Origin of the sequence: Methylomonas sp. EFPC1, assembly GCF_016925515.1 — a bacterium.
Taxonomy (GTDB): domain Bacteria; phylum Pseudomonadota; class Gammaproteobacteria; order Methylococcales; family Methylomonadaceae; genus Methylomonas; species Methylomonas defluvii.
In genome coordinates, this window is record NZ_CP070494.1 from 1,489,515 (window position 1) to 1,504,205 (window position 14,691).

General features: G+C 52.0%; 10 protein-coding genes. 6 read left to right on the plus strand and 4 right to left on the minus strand.

The window, feature by feature from the left end:
• Nucleotides 1-148: 148 nt before the first annotated feature.
• Nucleotides 149-3,229: a bifunctional proline dehydrogenase/L-glutamate gamma-semialdehyde dehydrogenase PutA gene (putA, locus tag JWZ98_RS07070; RefSeq protein ID WP_205453777.1), complete on the minus strand. Its 3,081-nt coding sequence runs from the start codon at nt 3,227-3,229 to the stop codon at nt 149-151.
• A 123-nt stretch (nt 3,230-3,352) separates the two neighbouring features.
• Here putA and JWZ98_RS07075 point away from each other — a divergent pair, with 123 nt between their 5' ends.
• Nucleotides 3,353-4,708, plus strand: coding sequence for a type VI secretion system contractile sheath large subunit (locus JWZ98_RS07075; RefSeq protein WP_205453778.1), 1,356 nt, complete (start codon nt 3,353-3,355; stop codon nt 4,706-4,708).
• Here JWZ98_RS07075 and dctA read toward each other — a convergent pair.
• From dctA to JWZ98_RS07090, 3 genes are all read right to left on the minus strand, one after another.
• A complete protein-coding gene (dctA, locus tag JWZ98_RS07080; protein WP_205453779.1) occupies nt 4,691-6,001 on the minus strand; it encodes a C4-dicarboxylate transporter DctA in 1,311 nt (436 codons plus the stop codon). The two genes, JWZ98_RS07075 and dctA, sit on opposite strands and share 18 nt — an antisense overlap.
• 226 nt (nt 6,002-6,227) lie before the next feature.
• Nucleotides 6,228-6,809, minus strand: a complete 582-nt coding sequence (locus JWZ98_RS07085; RefSeq protein ID WP_205453780.1) for a hypothetical protein — start codon at nt 6,807-6,809, stop codon at nt 6,228-6,230.
• Between the two features lie 187 nt (nt 6,810-6,996).
• On the minus strand, nt 6,997-8,094 hold the full coding sequence (locus JWZ98_RS07090) for an IS5 family transposase (RefSeq protein ID WP_205453486.1): 1,098 nt from the start codon (nt 8,092-8,094) through the stop codon (nt 6,997-6,999).
• A gap of 454 nt (nt 8,095-8,548) precedes the next feature.
• Between JWZ98_RS07090 and JWZ98_RS07095 the strand changes: the two genes are divergently transcribed.
• From JWZ98_RS07095 to tsaE, 5 genes are all read left to right on the plus strand, one after another.
• Entirely contained in the window at nt 8,549-9,832 is a 1,284-nt protein-coding gene (locus tag JWZ98_RS07095; protein WP_205453781.1) for an ankyrin repeat domain-containing protein, read from the plus strand.
• Nucleotides 9,833-10,013: 181 nt separating this feature from the next.
• Entirely contained in the window at nt 10,014-11,378 is a 1,365-nt protein-coding gene (locus JWZ98_RS07100; protein ID WP_205453782.1) for a S8 family serine peptidase, read from the plus strand.
• A 51-nt stretch (nt 11,379-11,429) separates the two neighbouring features.
• Complete coding sequence (locus JWZ98_RS07105) at nt 11,430-12,482, plus strand: hypothetical protein (protein ID WP_205453783.1); 1,053 nt, start codon at nt 11,430-11,432, stop codon at nt 12,480-12,482.
• Between the two features lie 238 nt (nt 12,483-12,720).
• A complete protein-coding gene (locus tag JWZ98_RS07110; protein ID WP_205453784.1) occupies nt 12,721-14,184 on the plus strand; it encodes an NAD(P)H-hydrate dehydratase in 1,464 nt (487 codons plus the stop codon).
• Nucleotides 14,184-14,654 (plus strand): tRNA (adenosine(37)-N6)-threonylcarbamoyltransferase complex ATPase subunit type 1 TsaE, encoded by a 471-nt coding sequence (gene tsaE / locus JWZ98_RS07115; protein ID WP_205453785.1) that lies wholly within the window; start codon nt 14,184-14,186, stop codon nt 14,652-14,654. The genes JWZ98_RS07110 and tsaE overlap by 1 nt, the downstream gene beginning before the upstream one ends.
• Nucleotides 14,655-14,691: the final 37 nt, after the last annotated feature.

The following is a 14,691-nucleotide window of genomic DNA, read 5'->3' on the forward strand; positions in this document are numbered from 1 at the left end:
ATAGTGGGACATACCCGGTTGTGCTACTAGACTAACACTAGAAGTTTTCGGCTTCAAAGGCAGAAACTAACAACGATTTTTGTAAAATTACACTATCTAGCAGGGTGCGGAATCCAAATTTCGCGAACCGAGGCCATAAAATCCACGTTTATTTCCGTAACAACCAAGGATTGCCGCCGATGGCGGTGAGGTTGGTGGTGACGGTTTGTTCGTTGGCGAAGCGTTGCAAGTAGTGGGGGCCGCCGGCTTTCGGGCCGGTGCCGGATAAACCCATACCGCCGAAAGGCTGCACGCCGACTACCGCGCCTATCATGTTGCGGTTGATGTAAATGTTGCCGACCCGCGCGTGTTGCTGGATGTAACGCATATTGGCGTTGATGCGGCTGTGAATACCCAGCGTCAAGCCGTAGCCGCTGGCATTGATGGCTTCGACCACTTTTGCCAGCTCGTTGGCTTGGTAACGGACAATATGCAGGATGGGGCCGAACACTTCGTGGTCAAGGAAGGATAGTGCCGGTATTTCCGCCAACGTGGGTGGAAAAAAGCAGCCGTCTGCCAGATTGGGAGGGATGGGCAATTGATATAACAGCTTGGCTTCGCGTTTAAACTTTTCGATGTGGTTCAGTAGTTTGGCTAAGGCGTGTCTATCAATGATAGGGCCGACGTCTGTGGCTATAGCCATTGGCGAGCCAAGCCGCAGCAAGCGCATCGCACCAATCAAACGAGCGACGACGCTGTCGGCGATAGCCTCCGGCAGAAACAACACCCGCAACGCCGAGCAACGTTGGCCGGCGCTGTTAAACGCCGATAGCAAGGCGTCCGCGACCAGTTGTTCCTGATGCGCGGAGCTATCGGCGATCATCACGTTTTGCCCACCGGTTTCGGCAATCAGAGTGGCGATGGCGCCGTGTCGATCAGCCAGTCGCCGGTTGATCAGCTGTGCGGTAGCGCCAGAGCCGGTAAACGCGACGCCGGAGACGCGTTCGTCACTCAGTAAATGTCGGCCAATCTCGGCGCCGTCGCCGGGTAAAAACTGCAATACCTGTTCCGGGACCCCGGCGCTATGTAACAGGCGGACGCAAGCCATGCCTGTTAACGAAGTCTGCAAAGCCGGTTTGGCGATCACGGTATTGCCGGTCGCCAGCGCAGCAGCGATTTGACCGATGAAAATCGCAATCGGAAAATTCCATGGGCTGATGCAGACAAACACGCCGCGCCCAAAATGAAACAACTGATTATCTTCGCCGGTGGGACCGGGCAATCGCACTGGTTGAGCGAATTGCTCGACCGCGCAGGCCGCGTAATACCGGCATAGATCGACCGCTTCCCGTACTTCCGACAACGCGTCTCGCAAGGTTCTGCCGCCTTCACGGATGCACAGCGCCGTCATTTCCAGGCGCTGCTGTTCCAATAAATCCGCTGCGTTACGCAGATACCCAGCGCGGGTTTCGACTGGGCATAAGCGCCAGGCATTGAACGCGCTGGCGGCCTGTTGCAAGGCTTGTTCTATATCGCTTGGGGAGCTGAATACTACCTCACCAACCAAGCTATGTCGGTCATACGGACTATAAACCGGATGCCGTTCGCCCCAAACTTGCCGTCCGGCGACCAGTGGTGCGGCTTGCCAATTGTGGTCGGACATTGCGGCCAAGTCCCGTTGCAACTGCTCCAATACCTCAGGATTACTTAAACTCAGCCCCTGCGAATTTCGGCGTTGCGCGCCAAATAACTTGCTGGGTACAGTCAGCGGTTCAGAATCGACTTGATTTAACTGAGCCGACGGATCGCCGGACAGCATAGCCGCGCTAAGTGCCGGATTTTCGATCTGATTGATGAACGAGGTATTCGCGCCGTTCTCTAGTAAGCGTCTGACCAGGTAAGGCAACAAATCCCGGTAATTACCGACCGGTGCGTACACTCGGCAATTGATGGGCCGCTGGTTCAACAATTTATCATACAAAGCGCTACCCATGCCGTGCAGGCGCTGGAATTCAAATCCCGGATGGCCTTTGCCAAACTCGCAAATCGCCGCTACGCTGTAGGCGTTATGCGTGGCAAATTGCGGATAAAAAGCCTGCGGCTTTGACAGGATCAGTCTGGCGCAAGCCAGATAAGACAAGTCGGTGGCGGCCTTGCGACTAAATACCGGGTAGTCGTCCCAGCCGTTCTCCTGAGCGCGTTTGATCTCGCTATCCCAGTACGCGCCTTTCACCAAACGGATGGGAATGAGGCGTTGCTGCAATTCGGCCACAGTCGCCAGCCATTCGATCACTGCCACAGCGCGTTTTTGGTAAGCCTGTACCGCTAGACCGAAACTCGGCCATCCGGCCAGTGCAGTATCGTTAAGCACTGCCGCAAAAATATCCAAGGACATGTCCAGCCGTTCGGCTTCTTCCGCATCCACGGTCACGGAAATATTCGCGGCGCGGGCCAGCTTGACCAAGGCTAACAGCTTGCTGCTGATTGCCGGCACCGCGTAGCGATGCTGCGAGGGTTCATACCGCGGATAAAGTGCCGAGAGCTTGATGGAAATGCCGGGGTTGGCAAATAAATCCGCGTTAGCAGATTCGGCAAGCGTTTCAATGGCATGGCGATAGGCCGCGAAATAGCGCTCCGCATCCTCTTCAGTCAAGGCCGCTTCGCCGAGCATATCGAAGGAATAGCGGTAGGCAGGGTTGCGACCAGCTTGTGCTATAGCGCTTGTTATATCTTCTGCGATCACGAAATGCTCGGCCATTTGCTGCATGGCTTGCTTGATGGCTGTGCGGATCAGCGGCTCGCCCAGCCGGCTTAACAAGCCGGCGAAAACCTGCTGCCGAATCAGACCTTCCATTTTGCCGCTCACCCACAAGCCGCCGCTAGCTAGATTAACAGCCGCAGAATCGCTATGCAGCCAGTGGCTATGCCAGTCGGCATCTGCCAATTTGTCGCGCAAGAACAGGTTTTGCGTGTCGCTATCCGGTATCCGCAGCAAGGCCTCGGCGATGCTCATCAACACGATGCCTTCATCGCTGTTCAGGCTGTATTCGTGCAAGAAGGCTTCGAAAATGCCCGGCTGTTTGTGCTTGGCGCGCACCGCTTCTATCAATGCCTGCGAACACGCGCCGATGGCCTGACTATCGTAATCTCCCAGCGTAGCGATTAGGCCGGAGATGGCTTGCGGTTCTGCTTGCGTAAAGACTTGATTGATATGCTGGCGCAGTTCGGCTAAACGGTTGGCGTGGCTCATGGTTATCACCTGTTGGGCGGACACTGATAAGCATACCGCTATCCGGAAAAACCGGTTGGCTTGTTGGACGGGGCTTGCTCTGCTACTGTTGATGGTAAAGCGTTGAACGCGCGAGGAGAAAACATGTCAGGCAGAATTGATTTTACGATGGGTTTTAACGCGGGAAAAACCGCCAAGGCCGGCGGCGACAGTAGCTATCGGGTTTATGTGTTCGGAAATTTTTCCGGTGCCTCCGCGCCCTGGGAGCAAAGTAAAATCCGCAAAATCGATGTCGATAACTTCGAGCAAGTGATGGCGCAAATCCTGCCAGCGCTGGAAGTCAGCCCCGGTATCAGCTTGCAATTTGCGACGTTGGAGGATTTTAACCCCGATGCCTGGTTAGGAAAAATAAAACTGTTGGCCGATTTGCGGACTTTAAAATCCGAACTGGGCAATCCCAATACCGCCGCACAGGCAGCTGCAAAAATTCAGGCCTTTTTCCCAGCGGTAGCCGCCAGCGAGCCAGTAACGCCTGCACTGGAAACGGAAAGTCAGGACGATATGCTGGAACGTCTGCTAGGGAAAAAGCCGGAAGGTACCGTCACAGCGTCCGATTCTTTGGATAGTTTGTTGAAACAGATTGTGGAACCGCATGTCGCCAGGGACGCCAACCCGCAACACCAGGCTTTAATCGATTTGATCGATGCCGCGACGGCGCAGTTTGTGAAAGCCTTATTACACCGCCAGGACTTCCAAGCACTGGAAGCCTTGTGGCTCGCGACCGATGGCTTGGTGCATGAAGAAGCCGCCGACGCGCAACAGCTTTATTTGCTGGATATTAGCCAAGCCCAGTTGCTGGCAGAGTTGGAAAAAGGCGGCGAGAGCGTGGTCCAGCGTTTGCAACAGCATATGCAAACCGGCGACGGCGAGCAGGATGTGTTGTTCGTGGCTGATTATCTGTTTTCCGATAATGCGGAGGACAAGACCTTATTGGGTTTTTGTGCCGATTTAGCTGCAAAATGCGGGGCGGGTTTTCTGGCGGGCGCGGGGAACGGTTTGGTGGTCGAGGCGTTGCAGAATGCCGCGGATTGGTTGGCATATCGCCAACAGATCCAGGCCGACAGCGTGATCTTAACCTATCCGCGTGTGCTGATGCGTTTGCCTTACGGCAGCAAACGCGAGCCTCTGGAAACCTTTGCGTTTGAAGAATGCGACGCTGTTCCGCAGACCGATGAATTGCTATGGGGGAACCCGGCCTTTTTGGCCGCGCGCGTGTTGCTGAGGGCTGCTCAAGATAATGCCGTAGCGGAGCAATTCTTTTTTGCCGATGCGCCGGCGTTTAGCTACGAACTGGACGGCGAACAGCTAATGCAGCCGGCTACCGAAGTGGTGTTGAACGAAGCGCAAGCCAACAATTTATTAGCGCAAAACATCATGCCGGTGATTGGCTATCGGCAGCGTCAAGGGCTACGCCTGCTGGGTTTAGACACGCTGAGTTGACCGGTCCGGCCGCAATTGCGCCTGCATCTTTTCCCGGTCCAGTTCGCCTTCGGAATGCGATACCACTATCGTCGCCACTGCATTGCCGACGATGTTGGTTAAGGCCCGTGCTTCGGACATAAAGCGGTCTATCCCCAGGATGAGCGAAAGAGCCGCGACCGGTACCGCAGGCACTACCGCCAGCGTGGCTGCCAAAGTGATAAAGCCCGCGCCGGTGACGCCTGACGCGCCTTTGCTGGTCAGCATCGCCACCAACAACAGCGTCAATTGCTGGGTCAAGCTTAAGTCGACATTCAAGGCCTGAGCGACGAACAGCGCAGCCATGGTCAGATAGATATTGGTGCCGTCCAGATTGAAGGAGTAGCCGGACGGTATCACCAAACCCACCACCGATCGCGAACAGCCCAGTTTTTCCAGCTTATTCATTAACGGCACCAACGCCGATTCCGACGACGAGGTGCCGAGCACCAGCAGCATTTCTTCCTTGATATAGCGCAGCAAGCGAAAAATATTAAAGCCGGTCAGCGCGGCTATGCTGCCCAGTATCAAGACGATGAACAAAGCGCAGGTCAGATAAAAACTGCCCATCAGCGCAGCCAGCGGTTTTAATGCGGCGACGCCGTATTTGCCGATGGTAAACGCCATCGCCGCGCCGGCGCCGAACGGCGCCAGTTTCATGATCACATTCATCATTGCAAAAAAGATATGTGAGCATTCCTCTATAAACGCGTATACCGATCTGCCGGCGCTACCCATTTGTTGCGAGGCAAAGCCGAAAAGTACCGCTACCAGCAATACTTGCAGCAAATCGCCGGAACCAGTGAAGGCGTCGGTGAAGGTTTTGGGGATGATATGCAGCAGAAAATCGGCGGTACTTTGCTGGTTGGCTTGTTTCACGTAGCCGGACACCGCCTGCGCATCCAGCGTGGCAGGATCGACGTTAAAGCCTTGGCCAGGCTTGAGCAGATTGGCGACCAGCACGCCCAGCGCCAGCGCGAAAGTCGAGACAATTTCGAAATACAGTAGGGCTTTTGCGCCGACGCGTCCGGCTTTTTTCATATCATCGGCGCCGGCGATGCCCAACACGATTGTACAAAACACCACTGGGCCAATCAGCATCTTTATCAGGCTGATAAAGCCGTCGCCGATGGGTTTTAGCGTCACGGCATGTTCGGCGTCCAGATAACCGAACAAGCCGCCGGCAACAATAGCCAACAATACCCACAGATAAAGCCGGGCGGAGGGACTCGCAGGTTTTGGCGATAGCGGGGTACTGAGATTTTCCGGGTTCATGGTTTAGCGCGTGGCTCTTAGAATGTAGCGCGGGTGTTGAGCGCACTATCGGTTAAAAGCTGCGCGTATGGCAAGGATAAGTTACGAGGCCAACAGCCCGTCTTACGATGGCAGCGAATCGTTCGTCGCCAACTTAAACCACAAGGCTATGGTGGATTCAATTAATGCAGTAAAAGGCTGCTGGAATCTTTTTGACTTAGACAAAGCGGCTGTTAGCGCCTTCCAGTTATTTGTCTTCCTTCTTGTCAAACACGCCGCTGAAGCTAAAGCCAATATCGATTTTGCCGATTTCCTCGATCACTTTCTGGTTCAATTCATCTACCGGCTTATCGGAAAACACCGCGTAGCGCATCAGATTTTCCGTGTAGGTTTGCTTGTCTTTGTATTGGCTGTAAAACGCGAACATCAATGCGGCGATGCCTGTCACCGTGGTTTGCACTATCGCCGACTTATACCATTCGCGCTCGCCCAGCCGGTCTTTCAACAACACCCCCAGCGAAGGCCACAAAAATACCGCCACCGCCGAAATCAGCGACAGCCAGAAAAACACTTTATTTAAAATCGCATAACTCCTGGCTTTGACATACAAATCGTAAATCAACACCAGCTTGCGCTCTTCGTCTACAGTTGTAGGGTTTGCCGTGCTCGTTGAATCTGTCTTACAGACGGCGGTTTTGGCGTAATCCATCAGCAACTTCGCGCTGGTTTGATTGGGGTTGAGGATGCCGACGACATTTTTCTCGCAGGATTCCGACGCGCAGCCGCTCAGCGCAAGCAGTGTCATGATGATTAACAGAAATTGGTGCATGGTTTTGCTCCGTATCGATTTAGCAGGCTGGTGAAAAACCCGCCGATATTTCCCCTTACCCACGATGTAAGTGATTTTTTCGAGTTGAAATCGGTCATGACATCGAGTTTCAAGCGTTTTGCCCCGGTTTCAAGGGCTTTTTATTCGCCTGAAGCCGTCTGTGGACGGTTTTCAGGCGAACTTCGCCCTAGGTGGGCGCACTCCACGCCGGTTTCGGCGTGAACACCAATAGGTTGAGCATGCGCGTCAGGTTGTAGGCGGCAAAGCAAAACAAGGCCTGACCCGCGACTTTGGCTAAGCCGATGTGACGGGTTTTGCGCAGGCCGCCGACCGTTTTGACCCAGCCAAAGGCTTCTTCGACGATTTTGCGGCGCTTGAGACTTTGGGCGTAACCTTTGCCGCGAGCGGTCCGGCCATCGACGACACTGCCGGTCTTTTTGCGGGCCACATGGGCTTTGATGTCACGGGACTCGAGTCCGTTGACGAACGCCGCTTGGTCGTAGCCTTTGTCGGCACCGACGCTGCCGCCTTTGGGCACGCGGCGTTTGATCATGTTTTGCGCGGCTTCGATTTCGGCGGTGCCGGTGGCTTGAGTGGTTTCGACATCGACAATCAGGCCGTTGCGATTCTCGGACAAGGCATGGGTGATGTAACGCAGTTTGGCCTCGGTGTATTCGCCTTTCTTGTAAAGCCGGGCTTCGGGATCGGTCGTACTGTGGTGGGTGGCGTTGCTGCGCTTTTCGCCGCTGAAGTCGACCTCGGGATTGCGGCCGGCGGGTTTGTCCGGGCCGCTGCCGTCTTTTTTAACGAAGCTTTTATGCGAGGCCCAGGCTTCAATGAGGCTACCGTCGACGCTGAAGTGTTCGTCGGACACCAGATTTTGCCATTCGGCTATGGCCAGTACCCGCTCAAAAAATTCGCGACTCAGGGCTTCGGACAGCAGGCGTTCGCGGTTGGCACTGAACACTGTGCGTTCCCACACGGCGTCGTCGATGCCCAGACCGACAAACCAGCGAAACAACAGGTTGTAGTCCAGTTGTTCCATCAACTGACGCTCGCTACGGACCGTATACAGGACTTGTAACAGCAAGGCGCGCAGCAGTTTTTCAGGGGCAATCGAGGGACGGCCTGTGTGCGAGTAACGCTCGGCAAAGACGGCATCCATAGAGGCCAATACGCCATCAACCAGTAGCCGTAAACGACGCAACGGATGCTGTTTGGGAATACGGTCTTCCAGGCTAACATAGCTGAACCAGCTGTTTTGAATGGCATCGTGTCCGCGCATTGAAAGGCTCCAAATTTAGGTAGCCTATTTTAACAGTTGGCGGCTCATCTATGCCTTAGCTTACTTGGCTTTTCGAGTTTTTCACCAGCCTGTTAGTGGGGCAATTGTGACATAAGCGGCGTGATGGATTGTCCGTAAAATAATGCCCGGCGAGATTTGGCAGAGTGTTTTTCGGTAGTGTTTTTCTGCGATGGGATGTCTCGAACTTTTGGGGATCGACAAACATTTGCCCTTTACAGTCTGTGGCATTATCTGGTTGATTGACTAAAATTTATCGTTACCAATTATTGTAACTCGAAGACATTATAAATGCGGCGAGAAATGTTGAATATTTTCTAGAAACTGCCTCATCTCTGACTAATTTCTGGAAAGTATAGGGACATCATGCAACCGCTTGTTATGCTACTCGTGATATTTCGTAATTAAATGAATTTTGGATTTAGCGGTGCAAAAGATGCGTAGCAAACACAAGGAAATAAAAAAATTTATAAAATCTAATATTTGTTTTCTATTTTTATTGTTTAGTTGCATCGCTGAAGCAAATAAGCCAGGTTATGTTGGCCCTGTAATAAAAGAAATAAAATTTTCGTTAGAAGATAAAAATGTTATTTATGCGGTTATCGGAAATTCAGATAAATTCATAAGTTTCGATAAAGGCTTATCGTGGGCTTATCAGAATCGAAGGACTAAGCTATCTTTTGACATAAAAACTAGAAATACGAGCAAGAATAATATTGGCGAACTTTGTGTTGATGGAGTAGAGGCGCCTTCGTCGCCTAATATTATTTATGCAATTTGTTATAGAGACTCCAATTCAGGAGGCCATAGCAACTTCAAGAAAAGCATTGACTATGGCGAAACATGGGAAATACTAGGTGATGGTTTACCAGGCAGTTGGTTTGCCACCATTTTGGCTGTTGACCCGCGCGATCCTAACCTATTGTTCGCAGGATGGCTTGGCGGCGGACTCTTCCGTTCGCTGGATGGCGGCAAAACTTGGAAGCCGTCCGACAAGGGTTTGATAGACACTCATGAATCGTTTCGCCGTTATTTGATGCAACCTGATTTACACAAGGCGGTGCTCGATAACGATTTAAAACAGGCTGCGAAAGCATTAATAAAAGGTGCTGATATTGAAGAAGTATCTGAAGGGATGACGCCTTTACTGTTAGCAATAGATTTAAATCTAGTAAAGTTAGCTCAATTTTTGCTAGATCATGGAGCTAATGCTCATGCCAAAGATTCTTACGGTAACACTGCACTCTATCTTGCTATTCGCAAAAAAAATCCGGAATTGGTGAAACTTGTTCTTAATGCGGGAGTTGATGTTAATGAATCAATTTCAGATCGTTATACCACTGCGATGATGTTTAGTATTGATGCGCCGATAAACATGGATATAATCAAATTATTGGTAAATAGAGGAGCCAATTTAGATGATCCGGGATTAATGGCTCGAGCCATTGATTATAACTTAAACTACCTTGATTTAGAAGAGAGTCAGTTAGAGCTGGTGGAATACTTTTATGAAAAAGGTGTGCCGTTGACGTACGAAAATAATGGTAATAACTTAGTCCTTTATGCCGCTTGGTTATGCAAGCCGAAAATAGTACGATTTTTTCTGCAAAAAGGCTTTTTATCAAACTTAGATCAAAAGTCAATCCCAGGTCGCCCGCAAAATGCGAATCTTGCTTGTTTTGATGGTTCAAAGGAACTATTTAATCATTTGATAAAATAGTATGCGTGTCAGACTAAATATTAGGGAGCTTAGTTTGCCCTGCGCGGTTTTAACAAGGATTTTTTGTACGCCCTCTGTGATCGTTTTAATTGGGTTTTTAGCCCATCCAATTAATGATGTACAGGCCGAAATAACGAACAAAGTAGTTACTCAAGGTGACACCCTCGTACGAACCAATCTGGTGAGAAGCATTTACAACTTGAGCGGTGAGGGTATTACCGTCGCCGTTATCAGCGACAGTTTCAATTGCTTGGGCGGTGCGGATATTGGGCAAGCCAGCGGCGAATTGCCACCAACAGTGACGGTAGTGAAAGAAGCCGATTGTAAAGGCGAAAAGACGCTCGACGAAGGCCGGGCGATGCTGGAAGTGATACATGATCTGGCGCCCGGCGCCAATTTGCTGTTTCACGCGATGGGCGACAATCCCGACGATTTGAGGCAAGCCTTGAATCGAGTGGCCGATCACGATGCGCAAATTATCGTTGATGATGCCGTGTATTTTAGCGAGCCGATGTTTCAGGATGGGTCTGCATCGCAAACGATTGATCGGCTGGTAGCCGAACGCGGCATTGCTGTTTTCTCGTCGGCAGGCAACGCCGGCCTTAACAGCTATCAATCGGCATTTGCCGATAGCGGTCGCTATCCTTTGGGCGAAAAACATGGCGTCGCCCACGACTTCAATCCCGATCCTAACAAAATTGACATCTGCCAAACGATTACTGTTGGCGCCGATGCGTTTACTGTATTGAGTTTGCAGTGGGACCAACCGGCCAAGTCGATTAGCGGCGGTATTGGCTCGGCTAGTGATCTGGACGTTGTGGTTTACGACGATCCGGCCTGCAAGCGCGCCAGTCAAGCCTGGGTCATCGGTGGTTCAACCGATAATTTGGGTGGGGACCCCGTCGAAGTGGTCGGATTCGATAATAAAGGCAACCGCCGTCGAAAAACCGTCGGTTTGAGCATTTTGAAAGTGGCCGGTCCCTCGCCTAGCTTACTGAAATACATCCTGAGCGGCAGCTCGCTACCTAGCGAACACCCAAGTATCGACGAGTACCGCAACAATCCGAAAACCATCTCTTCAGTGTTCGGTCATGCTAATGCTGCGAACGTTTTCAGCGTCGGCGCCATAGAAGCCGGCCAGGGCAAAATGCCGTCAGCGCCAAGCTATTATTCCTCGCCCGGCGGCTTGCCGGTCTTATTCGATAATCAAGGCAAGCGTTTAGCTGAGCCTGTCGTCCGGCAACATGTCGATGCCGTGGCGCCCACAAACGTCAATACCAGTTTCTTTTCCAAAACCCGTCCGGACCTGGAAAAAGACGGCAAGCCAAACTTCACCGGCACTTCTGCGGCTGCTCCCCATGCCGCCGCAGTGGCTGCTTTAGTGCTGCAGGCTGCGTCGAAAAAAGGTCTGAGTTTGCAGCCTCTCGAACTTTACGACGTGTTACGGCGTAGCAGTTTGGATTTGGGAGACATCGGTTATGACTCGTCAACGGGATATGGGTTGCTCGCCGCCGACAAAGCTCTGAAGGCTTTGTCCAATGAGTAATAATTCCCGCATATCGGGGCGATAAGCTTTATTAGGCAACTAGGGATCACCATGCGTAAATTACTGAGTTCTGCCGCGTTACTGTTGATACAGGCATGTACAACAGAAAAGCCTTTAGACAATTCTAATTCGACCAATGACACCCTCATTCCATTTACTGTCGAGCAACCACTGAGTTGTAGTTTCGGAAATCTGGAGTTGAATGACAATGTTGTTGTCTTGGCGGCTGGCGGTGGGGAGGGTAAAGAGCTTGATTTTGTCATAGAGCAAAAAAGCGGTAATGCTGCTAAAAAAATAGATGTTGCAGTCAACTCAATCGATAAACCGGTTGTATTGATGCTGGGTACTTATAACCCCACGATTTGGAATATAGGCTGGACGCCTGGCACCAAAATTTTAGCCGTTTCCGTTTTTGGTTATCACAAACAACGTGTTTCAGGATTACCGGCCGGTACGCTGGTATTGGCAAGTAGCCATGATGAAGGTGGCCCGTGCGAATTAACGGCGCTAACAAACAATAAAACGGGTTCGAATGAAGACAAACAAGCCCAGCAACTTTTTAATCGGCCGATAGCGAGTTTTAGTCGAGTGGCGAGAGGTAAAGTGACGATTGGTGACCCTATAGCTTATGGTGTGAGTTTGGTGACTTCAAACGCAACCCCACTCGAATCATTTCGTGAGCCGAATACACCGCTAGCCGGGAGTGCCGGCTTGGAACAGGCCTTGAAGGAAAACATATTAAGAAAGGCAACATTAAACGATGTCGCGGAATGGACCAGATTGCTTACACAAAAGTATGCTCAAATGCATAAAAAGCCACCTGATATTCCTCCGTATCTGGATAATGCATTTATGGTCTTGAAAGAATTTGTCTGTCCTGCCGGATTATATGGTAGCCATTCTGCAAATTTCTATGTCGCCAAAGGAGTTCCTTACCCGAAGGGCGATTGCGGCCATTCGAGTATTTACGATTTCAATTCCATGATGCTCGAATGTAGCGCGGGTAGTGCTTGTGGGGAAGATATCCTTAACGGAAGAATCGGCGCAGGCGCGATGCGGCGCATGACGACTATTAACTCGGGTCCTAGTAAGCCCGGCGATTAAATAGAGGAAGCGTGTCGGAAAACTATTGGACTACAATCGTCGAATGCAGATAAACATTCGGCATTGGATATTTGCGTTCGGTTTGTTTCGTAAACGCTGATTGCATGCTGGTCTACTTACGCTATCTGCACGTAAGCAGACGCTGAAGAACCGGAGTTAAACGGCAACTCTTGGCTGATTTTTCAGTAGTCCCGGCAAGATCAGCGAAACCCCCTTCGATTTCCCCAAGGCATAAGCTATGCAAACACCCGCAAACAAACTCTACTGCACCGCCCAAATCCGCGAAGCCGAGCGTTATGTGATCGACGAACAGGGGATTCCTGGTAGGGAATTGATGCGGCGGGCCGGATACGCGCTGTTCGAACAAATACAGCGGCGTTGGCCGGAACACGCCGCGATCACGGTGTTTTGCGGCGGCGGCAATAATGGCGGCGATGGTTATGAGGTGGCGACGCTGGCCTTGCAGGCTAATTATCAGGTAACCGTTTACGCCTTGACCGATCCGCATGGATTGCCGGGCGATGCGCTTGCTGCGTATCAAGATTTTTTAAATGCTGGAGGTTGTGTCAGCGACTTCGAAGCCGGGCAATCCAGGCTGCAAGGCGTGATCGTCGATGCTTTATTCGGAATTGGTTTGAGTCGGGAAGTCGGGCAAGGTTATGCGTTAGCTATCACCGCGATTAACGATTCAGCCTGTCCGGTAGTTGCCGTGGATGTACCGTCGGGCTTACACGCCTACACCGGTTCGGTGTTGGGCTGCGCGGTTAAGGCCGATGTGACGGTGACTTTTATCGGTTTGAAGTGCGGCTTGTTTACCGGCGCAGCACCGGAATATTGCGGTGAGATTATTTGCAATAATTTGGATATCGACGCGGCAGTGTTGGCGGCAATGCCCCCGTTCGCGGAATTGCTGGAAAAGTTAGCGTTACCGCGCCGTCCGCGGACGGCGCACAAAGGCCATTTCGGTCACGTACTGTTGATCGGCGGCAACCTGGGTTATACCGGGGCCATACGCTTGGCGGGTGAGGCGGCCTTGCGTTCCGGGGCCGGTCTGGTTAGTATCGCCACCCGCGCCGCGCATAGCGGGCTGATCAATATCGGCCGGCCGGAGTTGATGTGCCACGGCGTGGAATGCGGCGAAACGCTGCACGCCTTACTGGATAAAGCCAGCGTCATCGTGATCGGGCCCGGCCTTGGGCAGGACGATTGGGCCAGGGAAATGTTTGGCACCGTCATCGGTCGCGATAAGCCTTGCGTGCTTGATGCCGACGCGCTGAATTTGCTGGCGGAGCAACCGAAGTGCCACGAAAACTGGGTTGTAACACCGCACCCCGGCGAAGCCGCTCGCTTGTTGGCATGTAATACCCGGCAAATCTCGGCAGACCGCTTTGCAGCCTTATCGGATATTCAGAGTCAGTACGGTGGTATCTGTTTGTTAAAAGGCGCCGGTACCTTGATTAGCAACGGTGAAACGGTATATGTCGGCACCACCGGTAATCCCGGCATGGCCAGCGGCGGCATGGGCGATGTGTTGTCCGGCTTGATCGGCGGGTTGCTGGCGCAAGGCTTGAGTTTGGAGCAGGCGACTAGGCTGGGTGTTTATGTGCATGGCGAAGCGGCTGACAGTCTGGCTGCGGAATTTGGCGAGCGCGGCTTGTTGGCCGGTGATTTGCCGGAACGAATCAGGAAATTATTGAATTAATGAACATCACGCTGGAAACCCCCGAAGATACCGAAGCGCTGGGTGCCGCGCTTTGGCAAGCCTTGCCGGCAAAATGTCTGCTGTTTTTGTACGGCGATTTGGGTGCCGGCAAGACGACGCTGGTGCGCGGCTTATTGCGCGCTGCCGGCCATTCAGGCGCGGTGAAAAGCCCTACTTATACCTTGGTCGAGGAATACGAAGTCGATGGCCGGCGCTTGTTTCATTTTGATTTGTATCGGTTGAAGGACCCCGAGGAATTGGAGTGGATGGGCATGGACGATTATCTCAACCAAAACGCATTGTGCTGCATCGAATGGCCGCAGATGGGTGCCGGCTTTCTGCCCAATGCCGATGTGGAGGTTAGCTTGAATTATTTTCAGCAGCAACGTACCGCTGAAATCAATGTGTTAGCAAAAAATCGGCTTGGCGACATAAAACTAAACTGGAAAAACAATAACCTACTGCTATAATTTCAACGAAGTTGTCACTAGTGGAAATGTGGGGTAT

Excerpts from the sequence above, each read along its gene's own strand:
- putA (WP_205453777.1), bottom strand. The coding sequence starts at position 3,229 with ATGAGCCACGCCAACCGTTTAGCCGAACTGCGCCAGCATATCAATCAA.
- JWZ98_RS07075 (WP_205453778.1), top strand. The coding sequence starts at position 3,353 with ATGTCAGGCAGAATTGATTTTACGATGGGTTTTAACGCGGGAAAAACC.
- dctA (WP_205453779.1), bottom strand. The coding sequence starts at position 6,001 with ATGAACCCGGAAAATCTCAGTACCCCGCTATCGCCAAAACCTGCGAGT.
- JWZ98_RS07085 (WP_205453780.1), bottom strand. The coding sequence starts at position 6,809 with ATGCACCAATTTCTGTTAATCATCATGACACTGCTTGCGCTGAGCGGC.
- JWZ98_RS07090 (WP_205453486.1), bottom strand. The coding sequence starts at position 8,094 with ATGCGCGGACACGATGCCATTCAAAACAGCTGGTTCAGCTATGTTAGC.
- JWZ98_RS07095 (WP_205453781.1), top strand. The coding sequence starts at position 8,549 with ATGCGTAGCAAACACAAGGAAATAAAAAAATTTATAAAATCTAATATT.
- JWZ98_RS07105 (WP_205453783.1), top strand. The coding sequence starts at position 11,430 with ATGCGTAAATTACTGAGTTCTGCCGCGTTACTGTTGATACAGGCATGT.
- JWZ98_RS07110 (WP_205453784.1), top strand. The coding sequence starts at position 12,721 with ATGCAAACACCCGCAAACAAACTCTACTGCACCGCCCAAATCCGCGAA.
- tsaE (WP_205453785.1), top strand. The coding sequence starts at position 14,184 with ATGAACATCACGCTGGAAACCCCCGAAGATACCGAAGCGCTGGGTGCC.